At 46.1% G+C, this 24,931-nt stretch carries 28 protein-coding genes and 3 tRNA genes; 11 read left to right on the top strand and 20 right to left on the bottom strand.

What is annotated here, in order from left to right; all coding sequences use genetic code 11:
- Nucleotides 1–46 precede the first annotated feature (46 nt).
- From AC9UGD_RS01140 to pgsA, 8 genes are read right to left on the bottom strand one after another with little or no spacing between them, the layout of a single operon-like run.
- On the bottom strand, nucleotides 47–799 hold the full coding sequence (locus AC9UGD_RS01140) for a YebC/PmpR family DNA-binding transcriptional regulator (RefSeq protein WP_509568339.1): 753 nt from the start codon (nucleotides 797–799) through the stop codon (nucleotides 47–49).
- Between the two features lie 33 nt (nucleotides 800–832).
- Nucleotides 833–1,429, bottom strand: coding sequence for a pyridoxal 5'-phosphate synthase glutaminase subunit PdxT (gene pdxT, locus AC9UGD_RS01135; protein WP_509568337.1), 597 nt, complete (start codon nucleotides 1,427–1,429; stop codon nucleotides 833–835).
- Nucleotides 1,430–1,440: 11 nt separating this feature from the next.
- On the bottom strand, nucleotides 1,441–2,328 hold the full coding sequence (gene pdxS / locus AC9UGD_RS01130) for a pyridoxal 5'-phosphate synthase lyase subunit PdxS (RefSeq protein ID WP_509568335.1): 888 nt from the start codon (nucleotides 2,326–2,328) through the stop codon (nucleotides 1,441–1,443).
- A gap of 40 nt (nucleotides 2,329–2,368) precedes the next feature.
- On the bottom strand, nucleotides 2,369–3,337 hold the full coding sequence (locus AC9UGD_RS01125) for a DUF3048 domain-containing protein (RefSeq protein ID WP_509568333.1): 969 nt from the start codon (nucleotides 3,335–3,337) through the stop codon (nucleotides 2,369–2,371).
- A 16-nt stretch (nucleotides 3,338–3,353) separates the two neighbouring features.
- The gene (locus AC9UGD_RS01120; protein ID WP_509568331.1) at nucleotides 3,354–3,860 is read right to left on the bottom strand and encodes a hypothetical protein; all 507 of its coding nucleotides are present in this window, start codon (nucleotides 3,858–3,860) and stop codon (nucleotides 3,354–3,356) included.
- On the bottom strand, nucleotides 3,857–5,035 hold the full coding sequence (locus tag AC9UGD_RS01115) for a glycosyltransferase family 4 protein (RefSeq protein WP_509568329.1): 1,179 nt from the start codon (nucleotides 5,033–5,035) through the stop codon (nucleotides 3,857–3,859). The genes AC9UGD_RS01120 and AC9UGD_RS01115 overlap by 4 nt, the downstream gene beginning before the upstream one ends.
- Nucleotides 5,035–5,919, bottom strand: coding sequence for a phosphatidylinositol mannoside acyltransferase (locus AC9UGD_RS01110; RefSeq protein WP_509568328.1), 885 nt, complete (start codon nucleotides 5,917–5,919; stop codon nucleotides 5,035–5,037). The genes AC9UGD_RS01115 and AC9UGD_RS01110 overlap by 1 nt, the downstream gene beginning before the upstream one ends.
- Nucleotides 5,920–6,513: a phosphatidylinositol phosphate synthase gene (gene pgsA / locus AC9UGD_RS01105; protein WP_509568326.1), complete on the bottom strand. Its 594-nt coding sequence runs from the start codon at nucleotides 6,511–6,513 to the stop codon at nucleotides 5,920–5,922.
- Nucleotides 6,514–6,537: 24 nt separating this feature from the next.
- Here pgsA and AC9UGD_RS01100 point away from each other — a divergent pair, with 24 nt between their 5' ends.
- Nucleotides 6,538–7,122 (top strand): P-loop NTPase family protein, encoded by a 585-nt coding sequence (locus AC9UGD_RS01100; protein ID WP_509568324.1) that lies wholly within the window; start codon nucleotides 6,538–6,540, stop codon nucleotides 7,120–7,122.
- On the opposite strand, the gene AC9UGD_RS01095 is transcribed toward AC9UGD_RS01100, so the two are convergent.
- Genes AC9UGD_RS01095 through AC9UGD_RS01080 form a run of 4 tightly spaced genes read right to left on the bottom strand, consistent with a single transcriptional unit; the run spans nucleotide 7,123 to nucleotide 11,394 of the window.
- Nucleotides 7,123–7,623, bottom strand: a complete 501-nt coding sequence (locus AC9UGD_RS01095) for an HIT family protein (protein WP_509568592.1) — start codon at nucleotides 7,621–7,623, stop codon at nucleotides 7,123–7,125. It lies immediately after the preceding gene.
- Nucleotides 7,624–7,653: 30 nt separating this feature from the next.
- Nucleotides 7,654–9,642, bottom strand: coding sequence for a threonine--tRNA ligase (thrS, locus tag AC9UGD_RS01090; protein ID WP_509568322.1), 1,989 nt, complete (start codon nucleotides 9,640–9,642; stop codon nucleotides 7,654–7,656).
- A 4-nt stretch (nucleotides 9,643–9,646) separates the two neighbouring features.
- Nucleotides 9,647–10,405, bottom strand: a complete 759-nt coding sequence (locus AC9UGD_RS01085) for an aminotransferase class IV (RefSeq protein ID WP_509568320.1) — start codon at nucleotides 10,403–10,405, stop codon at nucleotides 9,647–9,649.
- Nucleotides 10,402–11,394, bottom strand: a complete 993-nt coding sequence (locus tag AC9UGD_RS01080; RefSeq protein ID WP_509568318.1) for a chorismate-binding protein — start codon at nucleotides 11,392–11,394, stop codon at nucleotides 10,402–10,404. The genes AC9UGD_RS01085 and AC9UGD_RS01080 overlap by 4 nt, the downstream gene beginning before the upstream one ends.
- 68 nt (nucleotides 11,395–11,462) lie before the next feature.
- Here AC9UGD_RS01080 and AC9UGD_RS01075 point away from each other — a divergent pair.
- The 5 genes from AC9UGD_RS01075 (at nucleotide 11,463) to AC9UGD_RS01055 (ending at nucleotide 13,678) form a co-directional block, all read left to right on the top strand.
- Nucleotides 11,463–11,535, top strand: a tRNA-Gly gene (locus AC9UGD_RS01075).
- A gap of 63 nt (nucleotides 11,536–11,598) precedes the next feature.
- Nucleotides 11,599–11,672 (top strand) — tRNA-Cys (locus AC9UGD_RS01070).
- Between the two features lie 41 nt (nucleotides 11,673–11,713).
- A complete protein-coding gene (locus AC9UGD_RS01065; RefSeq protein ID WP_509568316.1) occupies nucleotides 11,714–12,058 on the top strand; it encodes a phosphomannose isomerase type II C-terminal cupin domain in 345 nt (114 codons plus the stop codon).
- Nucleotides 12,059–12,086: 28 nt separating this feature from the next.
- Nucleotides 12,087–12,158, top strand: a tRNA-Val gene (locus AC9UGD_RS01060).
- Between the two features lie 89 nt (nucleotides 12,159–12,247).
- Complete coding sequence (locus AC9UGD_RS01055) at nucleotides 12,248–13,678, top strand: nitronate monooxygenase (RefSeq protein ID WP_509568315.1); 1,431 nt, start codon at nucleotides 12,248–12,250, stop codon at nucleotides 13,676–13,678.
- Nucleotides 13,679–13,688: 10 nt separating this feature from the next.
- Here the strand turns inward: AC9UGD_RS01055 and AC9UGD_RS01050 are convergent, their stop codons facing one another.
- Nucleotides 13,689–14,459, bottom strand: coding sequence for an alpha/beta hydrolase (locus tag AC9UGD_RS01050; protein ID WP_509568313.1), 771 nt, complete (start codon nucleotides 14,457–14,459; stop codon nucleotides 13,689–13,691).
- A 53-nt stretch (nucleotides 14,460–14,512) separates the two neighbouring features.
- On the opposite strand from AC9UGD_RS01050, the gene AC9UGD_RS01045 reads away from it, so the two are divergent.
- Nucleotides 14,513–15,145, top strand: coding sequence for an exonuclease domain-containing protein (locus tag AC9UGD_RS01045; RefSeq protein ID WP_509568311.1), 633 nt, complete (start codon nucleotides 14,513–14,515; stop codon nucleotides 15,143–15,145).
- On the opposite strand, the gene trpD is transcribed toward AC9UGD_RS01045, so the two are convergent.
- Together trpD and AC9UGD_RS01035 are read right to left on the bottom strand one after the other, a co-directional pair.
- On the bottom strand, nucleotides 15,123–16,163 hold the full coding sequence (trpD, locus tag AC9UGD_RS01040; RefSeq protein WP_509568589.1) for an anthranilate phosphoribosyltransferase: 1,041 nt from the start codon (nucleotides 16,161–16,163) through the stop codon (nucleotides 15,123–15,125). The genes AC9UGD_RS01045 and trpD overlap by 23 nt on opposite strands.
- Nucleotides 16,164–16,174: 11 nt before the next feature.
- Entirely contained in the window at nucleotides 16,175–16,597 is a 423-nt protein-coding gene (locus tag AC9UGD_RS01035) for a hypothetical protein (protein ID WP_509568309.1), read from the bottom strand.
- A gap of 158 nt (nucleotides 16,598–16,755) precedes the next feature.
- Here AC9UGD_RS01035 and ctaE point away from each other — a divergent pair, with 158 nt between their 5' ends.
- Genes ctaE through qcrB form a run of 4 tightly spaced genes read left to right on the top strand, consistent with a single transcriptional unit; the run spans nucleotide 16,756 to nucleotide 20,763 of the window.
- Complete coding sequence (ctaE, locus tag AC9UGD_RS01030; RefSeq protein WP_509568308.1) at nucleotides 16,756–17,379, top strand: aa3-type cytochrome oxidase subunit III; 624 nt, start codon at nucleotides 16,756–16,758, stop codon at nucleotides 17,377–17,379.
- 12 nt (nucleotides 17,380–17,391) lie between these two features.
- Nucleotides 17,392–18,183 carry a cytochrome bc1 complex diheme cytochrome c subunit gene (gene qcrC, locus AC9UGD_RS01025; protein WP_509568307.1) on the top strand — a complete coding sequence of 264 codons (792 nt, stop codon included), beginning with the start codon at nucleotides 17,392–17,394 and terminating at the stop codon, nucleotides 18,181–18,183.
- A gap of 4 nt (nucleotides 18,184–18,187) precedes the next feature.
- Nucleotides 18,188–19,183, top strand: coding sequence for a cytochrome bc1 complex Rieske iron-sulfur subunit (gene qcrA, locus AC9UGD_RS01020; protein WP_509568305.1), 996 nt, complete (start codon nucleotides 18,188–18,190; stop codon nucleotides 19,181–19,183).
- Nucleotides 19,180–20,763 (top strand): cytochrome bc1 complex cytochrome b subunit, encoded by a 1,584-nt coding sequence (gene qcrB, locus AC9UGD_RS01015; RefSeq protein WP_509568304.1) that lies wholly within the window; start codon nucleotides 19,180–19,182, stop codon nucleotides 20,761–20,763. Before qcrA ends, qcrB begins: the two co-directional genes overlap by 4 nt.
- On the opposite strand, the gene AC9UGD_RS01010 is transcribed toward qcrB, so the two are convergent.
- From AC9UGD_RS01010 to ctaC, 5 genes are read right to left on the bottom strand one after another with little or no spacing between them, the layout of a single operon-like run.
- Complete coding sequence (locus tag AC9UGD_RS01010) at nucleotides 20,760–21,623, bottom strand: DMT family transporter (protein ID WP_509568302.1); 864 nt, start codon at nucleotides 21,621–21,623, stop codon at nucleotides 20,760–20,762. The two genes, qcrB and AC9UGD_RS01010, sit on opposite strands and share 4 nt — an antisense overlap.
- Nucleotides 21,611–22,084 carry an SRPBCC family protein gene (locus AC9UGD_RS01005; protein ID WP_509568301.1) on the bottom strand — a complete coding sequence of 158 codons (474 nt, stop codon included), beginning with the start codon at nucleotides 22,082–22,084 and terminating at the stop codon, nucleotides 21,611–21,613. Before AC9UGD_RS01005 ends, AC9UGD_RS01010 begins: the two co-directional genes overlap by 13 nt.
- Nucleotides 22,084–22,488, bottom strand: coding sequence for a cytochrome c oxidase subunit 4 (locus AC9UGD_RS01000; protein ID WP_509568299.1), 405 nt, complete (start codon nucleotides 22,486–22,488; stop codon nucleotides 22,084–22,086). Before AC9UGD_RS01000 ends, AC9UGD_RS01005 begins: the two co-directional genes overlap by 1 nt.
- A gap of 3 nt (nucleotides 22,489–22,491) precedes the next feature.
- Complete coding sequence (ctaD, locus tag AC9UGD_RS00995) at nucleotides 22,492–24,147, bottom strand: aa3-type cytochrome oxidase subunit I (protein WP_509568297.1); 1,656 nt, start codon at nucleotides 24,145–24,147, stop codon at nucleotides 22,492–22,494.
- Nucleotides 24,144–24,893 (bottom strand): aa3-type cytochrome oxidase subunit II, encoded by a 750-nt coding sequence (ctaC, locus tag AC9UGD_RS00990; protein ID WP_509568295.1) that lies wholly within the window; start codon nucleotides 24,891–24,893, stop codon nucleotides 24,144–24,146. The genes ctaD and ctaC overlap by 4 nt, the downstream gene beginning before the upstream one ends.
- Nucleotides 24,894–24,931: the final 38 nt, after the last annotated feature.

Below are 24,931 nucleotides of genomic sequence, written 5' to 3'. Positions count from 1 at the left end.
TTCCTCGTTGGATCGATGTTCAAGCCTAGAGATAACGAACGATTACTTAATCTAGGCTCGCCATAACCTCATCGGAAACATCAAAGTTGCTGTACACATTTTGCACATCATCTAGCTCTTCGATGGCATCGATAAGTTCGAAAACCTTTTTTGCGCCATCGGCATCCAGTGGAATCGACATAGATGGCAAGAACGAGGAATCTGCTGATTCATAATCAATACCTGCATCTTGAAGCGCGGTGCGCACCGGAACTAAATCGACAGGTTCGCTAACAATTTCAAATGCTTCACCTAAGTCATTTACCTCTTCAGCACCCGCATCTAGCACCGCTTCCAAGATTGAATCTTCAGTAAGTGCACCATCCTTCTTAACAATTACAACACCTTTACGATTGAAAAGGTAAGAAACTGATCCTAGATCTGCCATTGATCCACCATTACGCGTAACAGCAACTTTTACTTCTGATGCCGAACGGTTGCGATTATCAGATAAACATTCGATCATGATGGCTACGCCATTTGGACCGTAACCTTCGTACATAATTGTGATCCAGTCTTTTGCTCCAGCTTCAAGACCCGCTCCACGTTTAATCGCGCGATCAATGTTGTCTGCTGGCATTGAAGATTTCTTTGCCTTAGCAACAGCATCAAAAAGTGTTGGGTTTCCGTCCATGTCAGCGCCACCGTTACGTGCTGCAACTTCAATTGCGCGAATCTGCTTTGCAAACACCTTTGCACGGCGACTATCAATGATTGCCTTCTTGTGCTTGGTCGTCGCCCACTTGGAATGGCCGGACATTGGAACACCTCAATCTAAAGTTTAACGATGGCCTTACTTTACCTTCTCTAATGCGGGCCGTGCTACTTCCTCAATAAAGTAACGATGAATTCGATGATCCCCCGTTAATTCAGGGTGAAACGAGGTAGCGAATAATGTGTGTGAACGTACTGCAACCGGATGCGTATCGACAGTTGCAAGAATTTGAATCCCATCCCCTGTTCGCTCGACCCAAGGCGCGCGAATGAAAACGGCACGAATCAAATCTGAAGAGCCATCGGCAAATGGAATATCCGACTCAAACGAATCCACCTGACGCCCAAAAGCATTCCTGCGAACAGTAATGTCTAGCCCACCAAAACTCTTTTGCCCTTGCTTCGCATCCAAAATTTCATCTGCCAAAAGAATCATTCCAGCGCAAGAACCATAGACAGGCATTCCTTGCGCGATGCGATCTTTGATCTGAGCAAAGATCCCGAATACTTCGGCTAACTGCGCAATAGTTGTTGATTCTCCGCCTGGTAAAACTAAAGCATCTACTTGATCCAACTCGGCAGGACGCCTAACGGCACTTGGAGTTACTCCGCAAGCAATGAGCGAACTAATGTGTTCGCGCACATCTCCTTGCAGAGCTAAAACTCCTACCTTCATTGCTTAAGAAATTACCAACCGCGATCAGCAAGACGATGTGGTGCTGGAAGGTCTGCAACGTTAATGCCAACCATCGCTTCGCCAAGACCACGTGAAGCATCTGCGATCACCTTTGGATCATCCCAAAATGTTGTTGCCTTAACGCAAGCCGCTGCACGCTGTGCAGGGTTTCCTGATTTGAAAATTCCAGAACCAATGAACACACCGTCTGCGCCCATGCTCTTCATCAATGCTGCATCAGCTGGCGTAGCGATGCCACCTGCAGTGAATAGCACAACAGGAAGTTTGCCGGTTTCTGCTACCTCTTTTACTAATGCATATGGCGCTGCCATTTCTTTTGCCGCGACATACAACTCATCTTCGCGCATTGATGACAAACGGCGAATCTCTCCACCAATCTTGCGCATGTGTTGCATAGCATTTGAAACATCGCCTGTTCCTGCTTCACCCTTTGAACGGATCATTGCAGCGCCTTCGTTAATACGACGAAGCGCTTCGCCAAGATTTGTAGCACCGCACACGAACGGAACTTTGAAGTCCCACTTATCAATGTGGTTCTCGTAATCTGCAGGTGTTAGTACTTCAGATTCATCGATGTAATCGACACCTAATGATTCCAAAACGCGTGCTTCAATAAAGTGACCAATGCGTGCCTTGGCCATAACTGGAATTGAAACTGCAGCCTGAATCTTTTCAATCATGTCTGGGTCAGACATGCGAGCAACGCCACCTTGCGCACGAATATCTGCAGGTACGCGTTCGAGTGCCATAACCGCAACTGCGCCGGCATCTTCAGCAATCTTTGCTTGTTCGGCATTGACGACATCCATGATGACGCCGCCCTTGAGCATTTCTGCCATTCCGCGCTTTACGCGAGCCGTACCTGTTGCTTCAGTCATGTTGAATCACTCCGCTTCGATCGAAAGATAGGTGGTAATCCTACTTTGTCTCAGGCACAGGTGGCGAGACGAAATCAGGCTCACGATCTGTCAGGGCTATCCAAATCTGCCCTGGATCGAAGTTCATTACCGTGCCGTCCTCAAAAGTGAAGTTAGTTCCAGAGTCGGCAAATGGCCTGTTCCATGTTGTCACAAACCGTTGACCATCACGCAGAACGTAAGCTTTACCTGTTCCCACTGTTTGCGAAAATGGAGTTACTCCGCCAACTTTGTCTTTATATTCAGAATCAGTTATCGAAACCATCTGAATAATTAAAGTTGTTGGACCAAGCACAACACCGGATTCTGCAACATTCACTGAGCTATTGTGTGTAAGCAACCATCGGGATTCATCAGATGACCACGTTGCCGAATATGTCGCCGCGGGCCAATGCATGTCGGCTTTTATTGTCGCAACACCACCTTGTTGGAGTTCTCCAAATTTAAACCCTACATTTTTCGCCACATCTATTTGATAACTCTTTTCTGCAATTAGCTGCATCAAAAGATCTGCCCGCAACACCATCGCATATGGTTGTGTGCGATCGGGATCTGTTGTGTAAATAACTGGACTTTGTCGCTGCGCGCCTAAATCTTGAAGATTAGCTGAAGCAATAACCGGAAGTAGTTTCTTCTGTGCACCGCTGTAAGCGAATGCGACACGACCAAATTGCGACAAAATATCTATATCTGAAATGCGGGCACTTCGCACCGGACCTATTCGTTGTGGAATCACTGAAGAGAAAATCAGCGCCAAACGCGTTAGTCCGCCTTCAACTTGTTCTATGTAAACAATATCTGCATCCTCTAAACCAATTTGCGGGTGAGCTTGGGCAGAATCGTCAATCTTTACAACCAGTACCGGGCCATTTGTGCCCTCACGACCGCTCAATTCATTTCTCATAACTGGCTCGGAGAGCACCTTTGTAACCGTTGAACATCCGGTGAGAAGCAAGCTTGTTAGAGACAAAAAAACAAAGACTCGTCTAGAGAACATCAGACTCAAACTCATAAGTAACCGGCAATGGGGCGGTGCCTGCCAAACGGAAGAGCTTTACAATAATTTTGCTTCGAACCATCTGCGTACGTGAGACCGCATCAGTATGGATTGCGATTGCAACTCTTATCTTGTCGGTTAGTGCAGACAACTCGGTCAGTAAGGCGTTATCAGCAGCCGTCGATAAGTGTTCAGAATCTTCAAGCAATAATCCCAAGGCTCCTGAAAGTCCGCTTTCTGCCGCTGATCTGCTTCCAATATCTGCATCCCGTGCTTGATAGGCCGCCCCTGTCAATAACAAGGAAGAAGCGGGATCAGCAATATCGCTATGAGCGATTTCCAATGCAACAGCCGCCCGCTTCTGAAGTAAAACATCTAAATTAGCCCAACTTGTTTCTACTCGATGGTGCAAACGATCTAATCGTGTTGCAAGGAATGTCAGATACCAGAGAGATATCAAGAGTAAAAAAGTTGCTAGAAACCAACGAGTCATCATTTTTCATCCTTAGAAAGAAAACGATTCCATGATCGAGTATCTGAAGCTAACTTTACTTTTTCGCTTCCGACTATAGACATTTCATATACAGAGTAAATTCGTTTTGCAATTAAATCCCAGTCAAAGCTTTGACCCCGACTTCGACCGGCAGTTGCAAGTTGTGATCTTTTCGACTCATCACGCAGAAGCTCAATAATCACCTTTGCTAAATCTGTGGAATCCTCTGATTTGAAAAGTGCTCCAAATTGGCCATGGCCGAGTAAGTCATCGAAAGCTGGGATATCACTTGCTACTACGCACGCTCCCCCAGCTAAGGCTTCGGCAAGAATTATTCCGAAAGATTCTCCACCTGTATTTGGAGCAACATAGAGAGATACGGAAGACATGAAATTAGCTTTATCCTCTTCCGAAATTTTCCCTAGAAATTCAAAGCGGTGGCGCAATTGCGGATCAGTGCTTTTCTCAACCTCAGTAGGATCGCCAGGTCCTGCAACAAGAATTCTTACATCAGGGGCAAATCGTGCAATCACAGGAAGCGCTTCCAACAACACACTTAATCCCTTTCGGGGTTCTTCAAATCGTCCAATAAATCCAATGGTATTTCCTTGCCATTTTTCTTCAGGGGTTCCCTGATGATATCTAGAGGCGTAAATTCCGTTAGGAATCACAATTGCATCAGTATCAAGGTGATCCGTAAGTGTTAGCCGTGCGGCTTCGGAAACAGCAATGCGAGCAGACAATTTCTCAATTGCGGGTTCTAATATGGGCCCAATAGCAAAAATAATCTTCTGCCGCTTTGCTGCAGCGTGAAATGTTCCAACCATTGGCCCATCTGCAGCCCAACAGGCTAGTAATGAAATGGAGGGAATCGCTGGTTCGTGTAAGTGAAGCAAATCAAAATCACCTTGGGAAATCCATTGACGTACTCTCGAAAAAGCAACTGGCCCAAATAAAACTCGAGCAACTGCTCCGTTGTACGGAATTGAAATCGGCTTACCTGCATTGACGACGTAGTCAGGTAAATTATCCTCATCAATAGCTGGTGCGAGTACAGAAACTTGATGTCCTGCAGCGATCAAGAACTCCGCCAAATCCCGAATATGGTTTTGAACTCCCCCAGGTGTATCCCAACTATATGGACATACGATTCCAATTTTTAACGAGCGATTCAACATCAGACGCGCTCCACAAAGTCGCCGTCAGTCCATATACGTTGCAACATGTGCCAATCCTGTGGGTGTTTAGAAATGCCATCCGAAAACTGATCTGCCATCTTTTGAACAATTTCTATAACTTTTTCTTCGTCAGTCCCGATAGTGGGTATTGCGACCTCATTGAAATCAATGTTAATTCCAGATTCTGTGTAAGAAACAAAAGCTGTAATCAAAGGTGCATGTGTCTTTAGTGCCAAAAGAGCTGGACCAGCCGGCATACGTGATGGACCACCAAAAAAAGTTACGTCGATACCCGATCTCGATAAATCACGATCGGCTACTAGAGCAACCAAGGCACCTTGGCGTAGTCGCTGTGCCAACGTTCCCAAAACTCTGCCATCTAAAGGTAAAACCTCCATGCCCATGGCTTGTCGATAACTCAAAAACTTCAAAAACAGTTTTTCTGGTTTCAGATGCTCTGCAACGGTCACAAGATTTATTCCCTTTGCACAAAAATACGCGCCGGCATGATCCCAATTGCCGGCATGAGGTAGAGACACTATTACTCCAGTTTTAGCTGCAATTGCATCGAGTAAGAGATGTTCATTTCTAACAGTTACAGTTTCGCGAACACGCTCAGGTGACCAATCGGGAAATCTGAAAGTGTCACACCAATACCGCATATACGAACGCATCGCATCGATCACCAGTAGATCTAAATCTAGTTCCGTTATGTTTGGTTGAGTGCGTTGCAAATTAGAACGCAGCCGAGAAACATTCTTGCCTCGACGTTTACTTAGAAAATCACCCAACGCATATGCCAAGCGGTAAGCGCTGCGCTCAGGCAACCATCTAACAATTCTCCAACCGGCAAAATAGGCATACGCCGAAAGATTGTCCTTCACTTATTTAGCTCGCTTAACAATCAACATTCTTTGAATAACTGTATAGGTACCCAGTACCGCCAATAACCACATGCCTATTGCTAACACGTAAGGGACTCCTAAGCCGCTAAATCCAATTGAGGCCAGAGAAATTATCAATCGCTCAGTTCGCTCTGCTATTCCGCCTGAACATTCAATACCGAAACACTCTGCCTTAGCTCGAATGTATGGAACCAATATCCCAGTTACCAAAGTAACCATAACTACCACTGCAAGAACGTCATCCTTATTGATGAGGTATATCGACACTCCCACCAATATCGCTGAGTCAGTGATTCGATCGATGGTTGAGTCGAGAAATCCTCCCCACTTACTAGAACCTTTCTTCGAAATACGTGCCATGGTTCCATCAAATAAATCACTCAGTGCCATGACGCAAATAATTAAGGTTCCAATAAAAAATTCACCCTTGGGATAGAAATACATTGCGGCAGCTACAACTCCCACAGCACCTATCCATGTCACAGCGTTAGGTGTGATTCCTAGGCGCAGGGCCATAGAAGCCACGGGGGTAATTAACCGTGTGACCGTTGGCTTCAAACGTGCGCTTAACATCAAGGACCATCGTAGGCTGAGCCCGTGCAATCTCAAATAAACGACCTAAGAATTCATGTCTACGGACATCTAAGCGCAGATCCCGCCCTAGTCGCCTCGGTGTTTAACGCTCAGCTCTCTCAAACCCCAGTACCAGAATCAGACCTAGCGATCTTTGCTATCGACCCGTCTGCCGGTATCGATCAAGCAACCATAGATTTATGGCAATCATTGGATGAGTTTCAAGTTCCGCGCCTGGTGGTTGTGACGCATTTAGAAAAACTTGAAGCAGACTTTGATGATGCGGTGATGATTGCAACAAGAGTCTTTGATCAAATGATCGCGCCCTATCTGGTCTTGCATGATGAGGCGGGACTACCTGCCGCACTCATTAGTTTGTCGGATTTACAAATCACCGACTACTCAACAAGTCCACGAACCATAAAGAATAGTGATGAAGAGCATCAAACCTTGGTTCAAGAGTTTCGAGACGAGTATCTAGAGTTGATAGCAGATTCAGGTGATAAAGCTTTTGAAGCGGGATTGCTATTTCCGGCAATTCCATTGTGGATCGAACGTGGAATTGGTGTGGACATTGTTGAAGGGTTTATTAAAAAATTGGTTGTGTAGTTACCAAGCTGCAGCAATTTCTGCACGTGTCAGTGTCAACAACTGTGGAAGCACCTTTGTCTTACCGATAATTGGCATGAAGTTTGCATCTCCGCTCCAACGAGGAACAACGTGCTGATGTATGTGCTCTGCGACTCCCGCGCCAGAAATTGCGCCCTGATTCATTCCTAAGTTAAAGCCAGCAGGATTTGAAACGGTGCGGATAGTTTTCATCGCATGTGCAGTTAATTCGCCGATCTCATTACGTTCTTGATCTGTTAGATCCGTCAGATCCGGGACATGTCGATACGCGCAAATCAAAAGATGTCCAGGGTTGTAAGGATAAAGATTCATTACAACATATGCGGACAGCCCACGATGAACTATGAGGCCTTTTTCATCGTGCAAAGTAGGGATTCTGCAGAAGGGGCATTCAACGTTATTACTCTCTAGCGGACGGTTTTCTCCCTGCAAGTACTCCAATCGATGTGGAGCCCAAAGTCGTTGCCAACCATCGGGCATACCAACCCCATCTATAGAAATACTCACAGATTAGACCTGAGTACGTTCCTGAACTACTTTTTTGATTTCAGCGATTGCATCCTTAATTGGGATTCCATTTTTCTGCTCGCCATTTCTGTAGCGGAAGGAGACAGCGCCGGCTAATTGATCCTCTTCGCCAGCAATAACCATGAATGGAATCTTTTGCATTTGTGCGTTACGCACTTTCTTTTGCATTCGATCATCCGATGAATCAAGTTCAGCTCTGATGCCGGCTTTGCGCATTTGCTGAATAACATCGCCCAAATAATCACCGAAAGCATCTGCAACTGGAATACCAATTGCCTGGACAGGTGCGAGCCATGGTGGAAATGCGCCGCTGTAATGCTCGGTAAGAACGCCAAAGAAACGTTCAATAGATCCAAACAATGCTCGGTGAATCATCACGGGACGCTGACGAGTTCCATCTGTTGCTGAATATTCCAACTCGAAGCGTTGAGGAAGCTGAAAATCAACTTGAATTGTGGACATCTGCCAAGTGCGACCAATTGCATCCTTGGCTTGAACAGAAATCTTGGGTCCGTAGAAAGCAGCGCCACCCTCATCTAACACAAGTTCAAGATTCTGAGCCGTAGCTGCTTTACGAAGAGCCTCTGTTGCTTCAGCCCAATCTGAATCTTCTCCTACAAACTTTTCTGGATTTTTTGTGGAAAGTTCTAAGTAAAAATCATTCAAACCATAATCACGAAGTAAATTAAGAACGAAGGTCAATAGCGAATCAAGCTCACCAACCATTTGCTCCTTGGTGCAATAAATATGCGCATCATCCTGAGTAAAGCCTCGCGCACGAGTGATTCCATGCAACACACCAGACTTTTCATAACGATAAACAGTTCCAAACTCAAACAAGCGCAATGGCAGTTCGCGATAAGAACGTCCGCGTGATCTGTAAATGAGATTATGGAAAGGGCAATTCATTGGCTTCATGTAGTACTGCTGGCCAGCACGTTTTATGGTTCCATCGGGGTTGTATTCCTCGTCCAGAATCATTGGCGGGTACATTCCATCGGCGTACCACTGCAAATGGCCCGAGGTTTCAAACAATGCTGCCTTTGTTAAATGAGGCGAGTAAACAAACTCATACCCTTCTTCTTCGTGACGAATGCGTGAGTAATCCTCCATTGCGCGTCTAACAATTCCGCCCTTTGGATGAAAGACGGCAAGTCCTGAGCCGATTTCTTCAGGGAAAGAAAACAAATCCAGCTCTGTGCCCAAGCGTCGATGATCGCGCTTTTCAGCTTCTGCAAGAAGTTCTAAATACGCATTGAGTTCATCCTGTGAGGGCCAGGCGGTTCCGTAAATGCGTTGCAACATTGGATTCTTTTCAGAACCACGCCAATATGCCGCTGCTGTGCGCATCAATTTGAAAGCAGGAATACTCTTTGTGGAAGGTAAATGTGGACCTCTGCACAGATCGCTCCAGACCGGATTTCCATCGCGACCTAGGTTGTCATAAATTGTTAATTCGGAGCCACCGACTTCGACGGACGCTTCTTCGCCCGCAGGACCCTTGATTCCAATTAATTCGCACTTATATGGTTCGTGTGCCAACTCTTTCAGCGCATCGGCTTCAGTAATCACACGTCGTTTGAAGCGTTGACCTTCTTTTATGATTTTGCGCATTGCACTTTCAATTTTTGTTAAGTCATCAGGATTAAAGGTATTTTCTGGATCAAAATCGTAGTAGAAACCATCTTTGATAGGTGGACCAATGCCAAGGCGGGTGTTTGCATAAACCTCTTGCACGGCTTGGGCCATGACGTGAGCAGTTGAATGTCGCAAAACCTCAAGACCTGCAGGAGAGGAAATTAGAACTGATTCGACTGCATCACCATCAACTAGATCAGTCCATAAATCCTTCAGAATTCCGTTGACCTTACAAACAACAACCTCTTTATTGTCAGCAAAGATATGAGTAGGACGTTGATCGGCTTCTACCTGAAGCTTTGCACCATCAACTGTGATCGATATCTGAGACATGTGCCTAGCCTACCGAAGTCCTTAGCGCCATCGCTTGTATTTCATCCCTAAATTCATGTGATTGGGATAATTCCCTGCCATCAATTGCTGCAATTGGCTGGGCGATACGCAGACTGCTTAACAAAAATCCAGATTCAATATCTGCAACTTCTTCGACAGCGATTGACCGTACCGTGACGTCGAAATTTTCAATGACCAATGCCCGCATTACTCCGGGAAGAACTCCATCAGAAAGAGGCGGGGTGCACCATATGCCAGCAATCTTGAAAAGCACATTACAGACAGAGCCCTCGCACATTAAGCCCTCCGAATTTGTTACCAATGCTTCATCAAAACCATTCAACCGAGCTTGCTCAAGAATTTCGAGCCGGTGGTTGTAGGGATAACTCTTTACAGGAACGCCATCTGCAACAAGCGGCTGCGGATGTAAACCAACTTTGGCTGGTCCGGTAATTTCCACGTACGGAAGATGAGCAGCTGCCCAATTTCCTGTTGCGTCAAACGACACTCTTAACAGACCAGTCGCGTGATTTTCAGTCTCTAATAATGCGGTGATCGCCTCTCGCACAAGTTCTTCATTGGGTAAAACGATTTTTTCTTTAGCTGAGCTATTCACCGCTCTTCTCATATGACGAGAAAGTGCCCAAGGTTTTCCCTTAACAGTTTTAATAGTTTCAAAGATGCCAGCACCATTGAGCCAACCGAGTGGCGAAATTTGAGATTGCTCAATGGGGACAAGAGAACCATTAACAATTACTTTCACGATAGCTCTCCCCCTGCAATTGAAATCAACCGCCGTGCTTTAAGTTGAGTTTCTTCCCACTCGGCCCCAGCATCGCTACCCCAGGTGATTCCGGCACCAGTACCAAAATTAATGGTGGCATCTTTCCAAAATGTTCTGATAGCAACCGACAAAACGGCGTTCTTGCCTTCAATCCATCCAAGCGCACCGCAGTAAGGACCACGTACAATTTCATTCTCTGCAATAACCTGAACAGCCGACGACTTTGGCGCACCACTTACAGAACCTGGCGGAGAAAGCGCACTAATGATTTCGCTCCACAGAATATCGTCTAACAATTCACCTTGAACATCAGAGACTAGATGTTGCAACCCTGGATGCTCTTCACTTGAAAGCAAGCGTGGTACTTCAACGGTTCCACTCTTGCAGATTCGTCCTAAGTCATTACGCATTAGATCAACAATCATCACATTTTCTGCCTGATCTTTGGCACCAAATTCTTGTGAGTGCGTTGGTTGTGTGCCTTTAATAGGAGAACTCTTGATCGTAGAACCAAGTCGGCTGAGAAATAGTTCAGGTGAAGCAGATGCAATCATCAACTCTGGTATTTCGAAATAGCTCGCCCAAGGTGCGGGATTGTTTTTCAAAATTTCAGAGAATAGACCGCGCAAAGATTGACCGTCATCGTCGTGAGTGAGTCGTCGACAAGCATTTACTTGGTAAACCCAACCTTCGGCTATTGCGTTTCGGATACATTCCACGTATTCGATGTAGCCATCAGAGTTCAGCGATGAACTCCAGGCACCTTTCAGGGGAATCCATGCAGACGTGGGGAAAGGTGCTTCTACAACAGTTGCAAACTTTGCCGCAGTGAACTCGTTTTCAAATGTTGTTGATATCGCCCAGAAACCGCCATCTTCTAAACACGCGGGGTCATGCGAAACTTCGACAAGATCGGTGGCAAGCCTGCCGCCCATCCAAAAGAGTGAAGAATCATCCGCATCTGGCACGGGCTAACGCTAACCAATCAACCTCACTTTGGCGCTTACGCCTCTCCTGCGATAGATTTACCCTCCTCGCGGACGTAGCGCAGTTGGTAGCGCGGAACCTTGCCAAGGTTCAGGTCGCCGGTTCGAACCCGGTCGTCCGCTCTGATAGTCGCCGTTTGGATTGCACTCTCAGTTGGGAATGAAATCTAACGGCGATATTTCTATGGTCGGGTGGCCGAGAGGCGAGGCAAGGGACTGCAAATCCCTCTACACGGGTTCAAATCCCGTCCCGACCTCCATTATTGGTGAATGACTTCGATCTGCGCATAACGGAGGCACAATGTCTGACGATCAATCAACACGACCTTGGGGTCGTTATGAAGTTCTACAGGAAAGTGATTTTCATAAAGTTAAGTGCATCTATGTTAAATCTGGAAACCGACTTTCATATCAACGTCACCAAAAGCGTCGTGAACATTGGTTCATTGTTTCCGGTGTTGCATCTGTAGTTGTGGATGGCGTGAATTTTACGAAGCATCCTGGAGAAACTGTGGAGGTCGAAATTGGCCAGCTACATCGCATCGGAAATAATGGCAATGATGAATTGATTTTCATAGAAGTCCAAACCGGCGCCTACTTTGGCGAAGATGATATTGAGCGCGTTGAGGATGATTACGCACGCTAGTTCGCTGTTGTATAGTTTGCCCACCTAAGGATCGTTGGCTCAGCGGTAGAGCACCACATTGACATTGTGGGGGTCACTGGTTCGATCCCAGTACGGTCCACTTAGATATCAATCACATTTAACGTAAATAACCCCTAGATACTCAATGCCTACTCGCGAGTTCGGTTGTTCAATCTTTACAGTTGATGCATGCAGACAGATGTTAAATACCCAACCATTATTCAAGGTGGCATGGGTATCGCTGTCTCTTCGTGGCAATTAGCCAAACAAGTAGCTATGGCCGGTGAACTTGGAGTTATCTCCGGCACTGCGATTGACTCTGTTGTCGCACGCCGTTTACAGGACGGGGATATTTCAGGTGATATTCGCCGTGCTATGTCTCACTTTCCTAACCAAAAAACTATTGCGGAAATAATGGAGCGCTTTTATGTTGAAGGCGGGCGCCCCGTTGATAAACCTTATTTAGATGTTCCAAAACTTAGTATTAAAGGAAATCTGTTTTCTAATAATTTATTGGCTGTTTCAAGTTTTGTTGAAGTATGGCTAGCAAAAGAAGGCCACAACGGTCTAATTGGAATGAACATCTTAGAGAAGATTCAATTGGCTATCCCGGCACAGTTGTATGGGGCCATGCTTGCTGACGTTGATTACATTTTGATTGGTGCTGGAATCCCCGCTCAGATTCCACATCTATTAAATGAAATCTCGGTCGGAAACAAAGTGGCTATGAAAGTGGAAGTTGCAGATACAAAGGATAAGCATTACTTACACTTTGATCCGACAACTCTTGGAATTGAAAACTTTCCAATTAAACGTCCACTTTTCCTTGCCATTGTTTCTTCGCACGCACTTGTTGCTTACCTAAATAAGGATGAAGAAACAAAACCTGATGGGTTCGTCATCGAATATCACGTCGCAGGTGGGCACAACGCTCCCCCGCGCGCAAAAAATGCGATCGATGAAAATGGCGAAGCGGTTTACAACGAATTAGACATTCCCAATCTCGAGAAAATCCTCGCATCAGGTTCTCCGTTTTGGCTTGCTGGCGGTTTTGCTACTCCAGCAAAGGTTGTTGAAGCTTTAGCTCATGGCGCAAAGGGGGTCCAAGTCGGTTCTGTCTTTGCCCTATCTGATGAATCAGGATTTACTGAAGAGAACAGATCTGGTGTTATCAAATCTCTTGCAGATCCCAATATGCGGGTGCTTACCGATGCAAGTGCATCCCCAACAGGTTTTCCATTTAAAGTTATTCAGAACAATCAGACGCTTTCTAATGACAAACTGTATGAAAAGCGCACGCGAATCTGCGATCTAGGATATTTGCGAACTATGTATCAACGCGAAAAAGGAGGCATTGGCTATCGATGCCCAGCAGAACCGCTAGATAATTATGAATTCAAGAATGGTGAAGTAGATCAAGCTCAAGGATCTAAGTGCCTGTGCAATGCTCTTATGGCAGATATCGGCTTAGGCCAGGTGCGCCCCGATGGCAGGACCGAAATCTCATTACTGACTTTTGGTTCTGATCTTGAAGGTCCGCGTGCCATGCGCGCGAAGTATCCAAATGGTTGGACCGCACTGCAGGCTATCGATTTCTTGAAAGAGCAAATAGCCAAATAGACCCAGGGCTTTAGGAACTCAAACTTTCAATAAAGGTAAGACTGTTTTGAAAAATCAACTCCTGGTCGTAATCCAAGGTTGCAACGTGATAACTGTTTACTAGTTCGATGCGAGTTTTCATAGTAGAACCGATCTCAGACAAAATAATTTCTGTGTTAGCTACCGGCAATGTGTGGTCCTCTACTGAATGGAATAGCTGAACCGGCACGGTGATTTTGCCCAAATTTCGTCTGGTTACTCGGAGCATTTTAAGCAGTTGAAATATGCCGCGAGTAGGCAATGCGTCATATCCCCATTCGGTAATGCCCGGACGTTTAATGTCGTCTCCAACACTGGTTCGCAACTTCTGAAATCTTGATAAAACGAAGGCAAGCTCGACAGGGATTCCCTTAACGTAAATCATGGGATTAACAAGGATCAATCCTGTGATTGATTCGTTGTTTGCTTCAGCCACATTCAAAACAGTGCCGCCACCCATTGAAAGGCCTACCAAAAAAATTGTGTCGCAACTCTTTTTCAATTCACTTAATTCAAAAGTGATCTTGGCGGGCCACTCTTCCCATTTGGTTTTATTAAGGTCTTCAACCTTTGTGCCGTGACCCGGAAGCAAAGGAACACGAACTGTGTATCCTTTTGAATGCAAGAACTCTGCCCAAGGACGCATTGACGGTGGAGAGCCGGTAAAACCATGAACTAACAGAACACCAATATGTGCGTTCTTACCATTTCCAAGTGCGGACCAATCCTGCATCCATCCCGCGGGTGCTCCCTCAACTGCCATACGAAAATACTATGTCCTGACCGTTGTCAGTTCAATCACATACGATCGTCCCTATGATCAACATCGGTGAAACTCAACTCTCGGAGACCACCTTTGCCGTCATAGATCTTGAAACATCTGGTGGCTCTCCTAAAGCTGGGGCGGGTATCACTGAGATAGGTGTAGTGAAAGTTCGCGGCGGCACTGTACTTGGAACATTCCAGAGTTTTGTTGATCCCGGACATTCATTGCCAGCTTTCATCACTCAATTGACTGGAATTACAGATGAGATGCTTTTGTCAGCGCCATTTATCGATGAAGTTCTTCCGACGCTTTTTGAGTTTTTGGGTTCACCAGATGAAACAGTTCTAGTCGCACATAATTCTCCCTTTGATATGAGTTTCTTGAAGGCTGCTGCGCTGGCTCACGAATTCGCTTGGCCACACTACTTAACTGTTGATACCGCACGATTGGCCCGTGCTGTTCTAGATCATGACGAAGTTGTTAATTGCAAGCTCGGTACGCTTGCAGAATTTTTCAATGCCCAAACGTCGCCTAATCACCGCGCGTTAGATGATGCCTTAGCGACTGTTGATGTCTTGCATGGAATCATCGAACGACTTGGGGATCATGAAGTGTGGACATTTGAAGAAATGCGGAATTTTCCCTCTAGAAAAAAGCGAGTTAAGCGCCCAATTTCTGAGTGAGTTCTGCCCATTGTGTGACTAAGCGTTTTGCTGCACCTGAATCAATCGCATCGACCGCGCGAGAAATGCCCAATGCCATTCGCTGGTGAAGACTTAATTCAAATAGGTCGTCATACGCTGCAATAGCAGCAGCGGCATTAAGAACAACGGCATCTCGAGGTGCGCCTTTTTCGCCAGAAAATATTGCCATCGTAATTCGAGCATTTTCCGTTGCATCTCCCCCAGCAAGTGCGGAAATCGGTGCCCGTTCAATGTCAAAATCTAAAGGTTCAAGAAGATCGCTGGAAATTTCACCATGACCAATTGTCAGAACAGAAGTAGTTGTTGCCAAAGTAATTTCATCCAAACCATCATCGCCACGAAAGACAAAGCCATCTACGCCACGATCGCTAAGTACCTGAGCCATCACTAAATGCATGCGCTCATTTGCAACACCGATCGCAGCCGCTTGTGGTCTAGCAGGATTTGCTAACGGACCCAAAATATTGAAAACGGTAGGTATTGCTAGTTCTTTTCGTGCCGGTGCCGCGAAACGCATCGCTGGATGAAAGACAGGTGCAAAACAAAAACCGATTCCAAGTTGGCTAAAAGTCTTTTCAACACCAACTCCGTCAAGGCCGATATTTATCCCTAACGCTTCAAGTAAATCTGCAGCACCTGACTTTGATGATGCAGCACGATTGCCGTGCTTAACAACTTTAACCCCTGCCGCCGCCGCGATAATTGCGGCTGTTGTAGAAATATTGATTGTGTGTGCACCATCTCCACCAGTTCCAACCGTGTCAACAGCTCGTTCGGTAATCGAAATAGGAGCGCAATGTTGATACATCTGCGCCACCAAAGCGCCAACTTCTTCGGAAGTCTCGCCCTTATTTTTCAGAGCGAGTAGGAAAGCTTTAACTTCTTCAATTTCTGATTTACCAGTCAGTATCTCATTCATGCACCACTGAACATCTGCGATTTCAAGATCTAAACCCGACTGCAAATGCGCAATGTGTGAACTCCACCGCGACTTCATCATTACTTTAGTTAAGCAGAAACGAGTGCAGTGCCACGCAACAATTGTGCTGCTGTAGTGGCAAGAGTAAATGGGTCAATTGGGTGAACCACAGAGGCTTCGGCCATAGACCAGGCAGCTAACCAGGCATCCTCTTTCCGTCCTGTGATTACTAGGACGGGTGGGCAGTTAAAAACTTCATCCTTTAATTGGCGAGCAATGCCCAATCCGCCTTCTTGTGCGGCTTCTCCATCCAGAATAAACAGATCAGCGCGAGATCCACCACCAATGCTTTTGCTATCCACGTAGGCTCGCAAAGCAGAACCTGTGGCAAATTCATGAATCTCATGCTCGGGAAGATCTACGGCCACTCGTCGTCCTAGGGCTGAAGCTATTGATGCCCGGACCGATGAATCATCGGAGTACACAATGATCTGCTTTTTAGTCTCTGACATGGAGCAAAGTCTATTCTTGAAGTACCAATCCGACCTCATTTTTCTAAAAAGAGGCAGCACTTTTATAGTGATCCGTTTCACCTCAGATGCGCTCATTTCCGACGCCTCGTGGCCTTGATGGCAAGACGCCGAGCCTAATTTCGGGAATAATCGCCTTCATGTCCAGCACAGTCGCACACCAGAAAATCACACGCCCCAACGCTGTAGCAGTGGGCACGATCGTGTGGCTTGCAAGTGAACTCATGTTCTTTGCTGCTTTATTTGCCATGTACTTCACAATTCGAGCAGTTCAAGGACCAGCAATTTGGACAGAGTCAACTGCGCTTTTGAATATTCCTTTTGCTGCGTTCAATACAACGATTCTTGTCCTCTCATCTGTTACATGTCAGTTCGGTGTTTTCGCCGCTGAACGTTTTCAGAATCATCGAACAGGGAATTTGTTTCAAATCAATAAGTGGGGAATGCGCGAATGGTTTTCCGCGACTTTCTTGATGGGTGCATTTTTCGTTTCGGGTCAAATTTATGAGTATGCAATGTTGGTCTCTGAAGGTAAAACTCTTTCATCCGATGCATATAGCTCAATCTTTTATGTTGCTACTGGTTTTCACGGCTTGCACGTAACGGGTGGGCTCATCGCATTTTTAATTGTCATGGTTCGCGTTTCAAAGGCCAGACGCTTTACCCATCAGCAAGCAACAACAGCAATTGTAGTTTCTTATTATTGGCACTTTGTAGACGTCGTGTGGATCGCACTCTTTTCAGCGATCTACCTCATTAAGTAGTAAAGGAATCATGTGAAGCGCATATCTCGCTACCGTCGCCACAAAGCTGCTGGCCCATTTTTACTTCTATTAGCTTTGCTAGCTATAGGCACAACGTTTAGTGTTGCAAGTGCGACAACTTCAGCGGAGACAACTTCTGCAGATCGCTCAGTTCAAATTGAAGAAGGACGCCAGATTTTCCTTAAGGGTTGTTCTTCTTGCCATGGCTTAAATGCCGAAGGGGCACAAATTGCACCATCGCTCATCGGCGTAGGGGCAGCTTCAGTAGATTTTCAAGTAGGTACGGGGCGCATGCCGATGGCCGATATGAGCACTCAAGCAATGCGCAAGGATCCACTATATAACGCCGAAGAAACAGCAGCTTTAGCTGCCTACGTTGCTTCTCTTGCACCTGGCCCTGCAATTCCTGGTGAATCAGAGCTTAATTTTGAACGTGATGGAAGTACTGCTGAGGGCGGAGAGTTATTCCGAAACAACTGCGCAATGTGTCACAACTTTGCCGGTCAGGGTGGTGCGCTAACGCAAGGTAAGTACGCTCCAACTTTGATGGGTGTTGAGCCAAAACACATTTATGAAGCAATGGTTACTGGACCACAATCCATGCCAGTTTTCAGTGATAAAACAATTACACCTGAAGAAAAACTTTCGATCATCAAGTGGATCAAGTCAGCAGAGAAGGAACCAAATCTTGGTGGCGCATCTCTTGGTCGAGTCGGACCTGTAACTGAAGGATTATTGGGTTGGGTGCTTGGCTTAGGAATCCTTATTGGTGTTGCTGTCTGGCTAGCTATGAAAGCGAAGTAAAACTATGTCTAACGAAATCGAAGCAATAAAGGATCCAGGATTACCTGCCCACGTTCATCGTAAAGCTGATACTGACCCGAGAGCGGCTAAGCGCGCTGAACGTCAAGTTGCATCTATGTTTCTACTGTCAGCCCTTGGAACCGTCTTACTGATCTTTTCATTTTTTTTCATCCCCGAAGATGTTTTCGTTTTTGTGCCAGTCTTGGGAAATCAGAATGCCCATCAACTGGGACTAGGCCTTGGAATGGCTATCTCGCTTTTCTTTATCGGAATGGGCGCGATCCATTGGGCAAAAACTTTAATGCCGGATACAGAAGTGGTTGCACAGCGCCATGAATTTCGATCTCCAGATTCAGACCGCAAAGATTTCGTGAGTGCAGTAAAAGAAGGCGCTGCTGCTGCGGGACTTGGTCGTCGTTCACTTATAAAGAGGTCACTCGGTGCTGCACTCGGGTTATCGGCTCTATCTCCATTGATTCTTTTGCGAGACTTAGGACCATTGCCTGGAAAGGAACTTGAAAAGACAACGTGGAAGTCTGGTACGTATCTAGTAACTGACCCTGGTAACCGCCGTATCAAGGCATCTGATCTCGAGGTGGGTGCGGTTGCTCAGGTACTTCCCGAAATTGAAGACCCAGAGCATAGAAAACTCAGTGACATCGCAAAAGACGCGGTCTTGCTAATTCGTCTTCGCCCACAAGAATTCAATCTTGAAGCGGACAGATTGGCCATGACCCACGATGGCATTATCGCTTTCTCAAAGATCTGTTCGCATATGGGATGTGCGGTAGCCCTATACGAACAACAAACAAAGCACCTGCTATGCCCGTGTCATCAATCAACATTTGATGTGACCCGCGCAGCCAAAGTTATTTTTGGACCTGCCGCCAGGCCGCTTCCTCAATTAGATATTACAATTGACAACGAGGGTTATCTCGTAGCTCGTCAACCATTCTCCGAACCGGTCGGACCTAGTTTCTGGGAGCGTAATTCACAATGACAGCTGAAGCGCGTTTAGGAAGCGTTGCCAATTATGTAGATGAGCGCACAGGCGCTGCTGCATGGATGAAGAAAAACTTACAAAAAGTCTTCCCCGACCACTGGTCTTTCCTTTTAGGTGAAGTTGCTCTGTACTCTTTCGTAATTTTGCTGTTGTCTGGAACTTTTCTTACTTTTTGGTTTGATCCTTCACAGCGCGAAGTTATTTACGAGGGCAGCTATGAACCACTAGAAGGTTTGAAGATGTCAGCCGCATACGCTTCGACGTTACATATTTCTTTTGAAGTCCGCGGTGGACTTTTGATGCGCCAGATTCACCACTGGGCTGCACTAATTTTCATGTCAGCAATCGTTGCTCATATGATGCGTGTGTTCTTTACCGGGGCATTCCGCAAGCCACGTGAAGGAAACTGGATAATCGGTATCGGACTTTTGACCCTAGGAATTGTTGAAGGATTCCTTGGTTATTCACTTCCTGATGATCTCTTGTCAGGTACGGGAATTCGAATCGCAGAGGCAATCATTCAAGCGATACCTGTTGTGGGTTCTTATCTTGCCTACTTTGCATTTGGTGGGGCCTTTCCGGGTGAAGCTTTCATCCCACGTATTTATACAGTCCACGTTTTATTGCTACCCGGTGCATTTCTAGCGTTGATTACAGTCCACTTAATGTTGGTCTGGTATCAGAAGCACACTCAGTTCCCAGGACCTGGACGCACAGAAAAAAATGTTGTTGGTTATCCGCTAATGCCTGTTTATATGGCTAAAGCAGGTGGATTCTTCTTCATTGTCTTCGGTGTGACCGCGTTCTTAGCTGCTGTTGCATCTATCAATCCAATTTGGCTTTTTGGTCCCTATACGCCAGGCCAAATTACGGCAGGTTCCCAACCCGATTGGTATATGGGCTGGCTCGACGGGCTAGTTCGGATGGCTCCCCCAATAGAAACTCACGCATTCGGTCACACAATTTCATGGAATATTTTGATACCTGGATTGATTATTCCTGGCATTTTATTCACCGGAATGGCTTTGTATCCTTTCATCGAAAGTTGGATAACTGGCGATAAGCGCGAGCACCATTTGCTAGATCGTCCACGTAATGCACCAAATCGCACCGCACTTGGCGCGATGTCTCTTACTTTTGTAATGGTTACATTAATCAACGGCGGTAACGACATTATTGCTACACATTTTGATCTATCAATTAATCAGATCATGTGGGGAACTCGTTTCGGTGTCCTCATACTTCCTCCGCTTGCATTTGTGATCACAAAGCGTCTTTGCTTGTCGTTACAGCGTGCTGATCGTGAGTTAGTACTGCACGGGCGAGAAACCGGAACTCTTCTCCGTTTGCCTCATGGTGAGTTTGTGGAAGTTCATGAGCCAATTTCACCTGAGAAGGCATACCTACTTACATCGCACGAACAAGCCCCAGCACTGGAATTGCCTGAAGTTGATGGTCGTGGCGTAAAGCGCGCTGGTGCACTGCGAAACAAGCTTCGTTCACGCATGAGTGTTGCTAACGCAGAAGCTATTCCAAAGGTTTCAACTAACGAACTGAAAGAGATTGACCACCACTAATTAGATATGACAAGCCAAACACCCAGGGCTGTAATTCCTATTCCAAGGAAGCCTTGGGTGTTTACTTTTTCGCCAAATAAAAAGAACGCCTCTAGCGCGGTCGCAGGTGGGATCAGATAAAACAATGACGACACCGATGCCGCGCTACCAGTGTTGAGCAACCAGAGCAAAAGCAAGATTGCACCAACTGATAGGACTGCTATCAGCCAGATAAAGGCTGCAATAAACTTTCCACTCCATTGAATGTGAGTACCACCGGTAGCAACAGCTGCAATCGCTAAAACCAAACCACTAGCAAGGTATTGGTATGCAGTTCCGGAGATAAGTGGAACATCTGATCCGATTTTCTTCTGCAATATGGTTGCCGTAGTACTTCCAATCAACGCGACAACGATTCCGATCACTCCGCTGATTGGAATATCTTGCTCAAATGTAGGTCCAAGAACTAAAAAAACACCAACTAATCCGAGTATCAGGCCCACTATCTGTTTGACCCTTAGAGGCTCTCCTAAGATTTTTACGGCTAGGAGTGAAACCAGCACCGGTTGAAGACTTGTCACAACAGCAGCAACACCTGCTGGCAGCCCCTTAGAAATAGAGAAAAAGACGCCACCTAAATAACAAGCGTGTAGAAAAAACCCAATCAGGGCGGATCGTCCGATAGCAGATGCACCGATCTTGATTGGTGAACTCATCAAAGAGGCTACTGCAAACAGGATCAGCGCTGCTATCAAAATTCGAACTGCTAAGAAAATAAAGGGATCAGCAAACGGCAAACCATACTTTGCACCAACAAAACCAGTACTCCAGAGAGCGACAAAAAGGGCTGGAGCAAATTTAGCGAACGCTATGCCTCGCAAATCGCCTTCAACCGAACTAATGACTTAGCCATCCACTTTGGATTGTGCGCAATGGTGCCCGTCATTTTTAACCACTGCTTTGCATAACCCGGTATCGCACTTGCATCAAATGATTCAGTGACCTGCGTAGAACCATTACCTAAATCGGCTAGCTCGTAAGACCACGTCCACTTCATCAAGTGGCACCACGTGATCTTTTTGTTCTCTTCAAAAGCGACGACGGTATTCTTGATGCGATACGGGACCTTGATTTTCATAGCCATTGAAAATGTAGCTCCAAGAAAAAGTCGATCTGGTCCTGAAATCGAATTCTGAATAGTTCCAGAACCGTCAAAGAGTTGATGTGATGCTGGATTTGCTAGTAGATCGAAGATTTTGGCCGCTGGCGCATTAATGACTATTCGTGCTGCAGTCGTATTGGGAAAATCAGTCGGAAGTATTTCCGCTCGCTCATTGCTCATTAGTGCGCAGAGGAAGTAACTGGCTTTTCATACTCAGTAACCATTCCAATAATTGAAATCATTAAGGCACCTAACGCAATGAGGGAAAGCCACCAACCGATCAATAATCCCAGTCCTAAGGCGCAGGCGCTCAGTGCTACCGGCAAAGGCCACCAAGAATGCGGGCTGTAGAAACCAAGTTCTCCTGCGCCATCTGCAATCTCTGCCGTCAAATTATCTTCCGGAAGTTCCACACCGATTCGCTTTTGTGTGAACCACACATAAAAACCAATCATTCCTGCAAGACATGCAGAGAGAAGAAGACCACTAATTCCTAATGGTTCACCGCCAATAACAACATAAACGACGGTGGTAATTGCATAGAAGACTGCTAATCCGCCAAATAGCTTCCAGGATGCCTTCATCGTCTAGTGCTTCCCTTCGATCTTGACATGTGGGTGGTGCAAATCAAAAGCTGGGCGTTCGCTAGAAATACGGGGCATAGATAAGAAGTTGTGACGCGGTGGTGGACACGAAGTAGCCCATTCAAGTGAACTTCCATAACCCCATGGATCATCGACGCCAACCATCGGAGACTTGCGTGTGATCCACACATTAATGAAAAAAGGAATCATCGAAAGTGCAAGCAGGAATGAGCCTATCGTTGACACTGTATTCATAAAAGTGAAGCCATCACCTGGAAGGTAATCGGCATAACGACGTGGGAATCCCTTAATACCTAACCAGTGTTGAATTAAGAAAGTTAAGTGGAACCCAACAAAAAGAGTCCAGAAGTGAATTTTTCCTAGACGCTCGTTGAGCATGCGACCTGTCATCTTTGGCCACCAGAAGTAAAAACCAGCAAACATTGAAAACACGACTGTTCCGAATAGCACATAGTGGAAGTGAGCGACAACGAAGTAACTTGCAGAGACTGCAAAATCAAGCGGCGGAGAAGCAAGAATAATTCCTGTTAGTCCACCAAATAAGAATGTCACAAGGAAGCCCATAACCCACAGCATTGGCGTTTCAAAGGTTACGTGACCTCTCCACATTGTTCCGATCCAGTTAAAGAACTTAACGCCGGTGGGAACACCAATCAAAAATGTCATGAAAGAGAAGAACGGGAGAAGTACCTGGCCACTTGCAAACATGTGGTGTGCCCAGACCGAAACCGATAGAGCTGCGATTGCAATAGTTGCAGCAATTAGTCCAAGGTATCCGAAGATGGGTTTACGGCTAAAGACAGGCAAGATTTCGGTCACGATTCCAAAAAATGGAAGCGCGAGAATGTAAACCTCGGGGTGGCCAAAGAACCAAAATAGATGCTGCCACAACATGGCACCGCCGTTGGCCGGATCAAACAGATGCGATCCATACAGGCGATCCGCTTCTAGACCTAAGAACGCTGCGGCTAAAGGTGGGAATGCAAGCAAAACTAAAATCGATGTTAGGAGAACGTTCCAGGAAAAGATCGACATACGAAACATCGTCATGCCTGGTGCGCGCATGGTGAAAATTGTTGTTATGAAGTTAACGCCACCCAGAATAGTTCCAACACCACTGATAGCTAAACCAATCAGCCAAAGATCTCCGCCAATGCCAGGTGAATAATCAGAGTTGGCAAGAGGCGCATACGCCGTCCAACCAAATGATGCCGCTCCCCCTGGAGACAAGAAACCCGCGAAGGTCATCAACCCACCAAATAAGAAAAGCCAATACGAGAACATATTCAAACGAGGGAAAGCAACATCTGCTGCTCCAATCTGAAGCGGCATAATGACGTTCGCAAAACCCACAAATAGTGGGGTTGCAAACATCAACAGCATGATTGTTCCGTGCATTGTGAAAATCTGGTTGTACTGCTCATTACTTAAGAACTGCATCCCGGGACGAGCTAATTCTGCACGAAGAACAAGGGCAAGAACTCCGGCAATCAAAAACCAGGCAAAAGATGTCATCAAGTACAAGTAGCCGATCGTCTTGTGATCAGTAGATGTAATCCACTTTACAAAAGACTTACCCTTAGCTGTAGGCATCGGGGCCTGCAAGGTTGTCGTAGGACGATCCGCGTAGGTTGTCATGCGTTGCTCCCCTTAAGTGTTTCTAAATATGCATCGTATTCAGCCGGCGTAACTACTTTTACCGTGAAAAGCATTTGTGAGTGATTGCGTCCGCACAAAATATTGCATCGCCCTGGATACTCACCAAGTTTGTTTGCAGTGAATTCAAGCTCGTTTGTCACACCCGGAAGATTCTGCATCTGGATCATGAAAGCTGGGATCCAGAAACCGTGAACAACATCATTTGATGTGATTGTGTAACGAACCCGTTCACCCAATGGAACTACCAAAGTTGGTGGCTGTGTTGGCGTACCAGTTACAACCGCCTTAGGGCCGGCTTCTGGATATCCAAATTGCCATGACCATTGAAAACCTTCAACAGTAATTTCGTGTGCGTATGTATCGGTCTTTTCAGTAATTATGTTTTGACGCTCGACTGTGTAGAAGAAAAGAACTGCAACAATTATGAATGGAATAACCGTATAGGCGACTTCAACTGGAACGTTGTACTGAGTTTGCTTTGGAAATTCAGGGCCATCTTTTTTGCCGCGATGAAAAACAGCTGGCCATAAAATCAGGATTAAAGTAAATACTCCAACTACACCCGCTGCTATCCACGCACCTTGCCACAACGACAATGAAGCATCATTTACGCTCGAAACGCCTTCTGGGAAACCCCAATCAGTGCTCTGCGAGCATCCTGTAAGGAGCAATACAGGGATAAATAGAAACAGTGCTCGTAAGCGTGAAAAGAAGGTTCGAGGCATGGCGTAAGGATAGTTTGTATTGGGCGTTAGCGTCGCAC

The sequence above is a fragment of the Candidatus Planktophila sp. genome (assembly GCF_044232745.1).
In the GTDB taxonomy this organism is placed as follows: domain Bacteria; phylum Actinomycetota; class Actinomycetes; order Nanopelagicales; family Nanopelagicaceae; genus Planktophila.
Note: the sequence above shows the minus strand (reverse complement) of the source record. Positions and strands in the feature narration are given on the sequence as shown.

Excerpts from the sequence above, each read along its gene's own strand:
- AC9UGD_RS01140 (WP_509568339.1), bottom strand. The coding sequence starts at position 799 with ATGTCCGGCCATTCCAAGTGGGCGACGACCAAGCACAAGAAGGCAATC.
- pdxT (WP_509568337.1), bottom strand. The coding sequence starts at position 1,429 with ATGAAGGTAGGAGTTTTAGCTCTGCAAGGAGATGTGCGCGAACACATT.
- pdxS (WP_509568335.1), bottom strand. The coding sequence starts at position 2,328 with ATGACTGAAGCAACAGGTACGGCTCGCGTAAAGCGCGGAATGGCAGAA.
- AC9UGD_RS01120 (WP_509568331.1), bottom strand. The coding sequence starts at position 3,860 with ATGATGACTCGTTGGTTTCTAGCAACTTTTTTACTCTTGATATCTCTC.
- AC9UGD_RS01115 (WP_509568329.1), bottom strand. The coding sequence starts at position 5,035 with ATGTTGAATCGCTCGTTAAAAATTGGAATCGTATGTCCATATAGTTGG.
- pgsA (WP_509568326.1), bottom strand. The coding sequence starts at position 6,513 with ATGTTAAGCGCACGTTTGAAGCCAACGGTCACACGGTTAATTACCCCC.
- AC9UGD_RS01095 (WP_509568592.1), bottom strand. The coding sequence starts at position 7,623 with ATGCCCGATGGTTGGCAACGACTTTGGGCTCCACATCGATTGGAGTAC.
- thrS (WP_509568322.1), bottom strand. The coding sequence starts at position 9,642 with ATGTCTCAGATATCGATCACAGTTGATGGTGCAAAGCTTCAGGTAGAA.
- AC9UGD_RS01065 (WP_509568316.1), top strand. The coding sequence starts at position 11,714 with ATGTCTGACGATCAATCAACACGACCTTGGGGTCGTTATGAAGTTCTA.
- AC9UGD_RS01055 (WP_509568315.1), top strand. The coding sequence starts at position 12,248 with ATGCAGACAGATGTTAAATACCCAACCATTATTCAAGGTGGCATGGGT.
- AC9UGD_RS01050 (WP_509568313.1), bottom strand. The coding sequence starts at position 14,459 with ATGGCAGTTGAGGGAGCACCCGCGGGATGGATGCAGGATTGGTCCGCA.
- AC9UGD_RS01045 (WP_509568311.1), top strand. The coding sequence starts at position 14,513 with ATGATCAACATCGGTGAAACTCAACTCTCGGAGACCACCTTTGCCGTC.
- trpD (WP_509568589.1), bottom strand. The coding sequence starts at position 16,163 with ATGAAGTCGCGGTGGAGTTCACACATTGCGCATTTGCAGTCGGGTTTA.
- AC9UGD_RS01035 (WP_509568309.1), bottom strand. The coding sequence starts at position 16,597 with ATGTCAGAGACTAAAAAGCAGATCATTGTGTACTCCGATGATTCATCG.
- ctaE (WP_509568308.1), top strand. The coding sequence starts at position 16,756 with ATGTCCAGCACAGTCGCACACCAGAAAATCACACGCCCCAACGCTGTA.
- qcrA (WP_509568305.1), top strand. The coding sequence starts at position 18,188 with ATGTCTAACGAAATCGAAGCAATAAAGGATCCAGGATTACCTGCCCAC.
- qcrB (WP_509568304.1), top strand. The coding sequence starts at position 19,180 with ATGACAGCTGAAGCGCGTTTAGGAAGCGTTGCCAATTATGTAGATGAG.
- AC9UGD_RS01005 (WP_509568301.1), bottom strand. The coding sequence starts at position 22,084 with ATGAGCAATGAGCGAGCGGAAATACTTCCGACTGATTTTCCCAATACG.
- AC9UGD_RS01000 (WP_509568299.1), bottom strand. The coding sequence starts at position 22,488 with ATGAAGGCATCCTGGAAGCTATTTGGCGGATTAGCAGTCTTCTATGCA.
- ctaD (WP_509568297.1), bottom strand. The coding sequence starts at position 24,147 with ATGACAACCTACGCGGATCGTCCTACGACAACCTTGCAGGCCCCGATG.
- ctaC (WP_509568295.1), bottom strand. The coding sequence starts at position 24,893 with ATGCCTCGAACCTTCTTTTCACGCTTACGAGCACTGTTTCTATTTATC.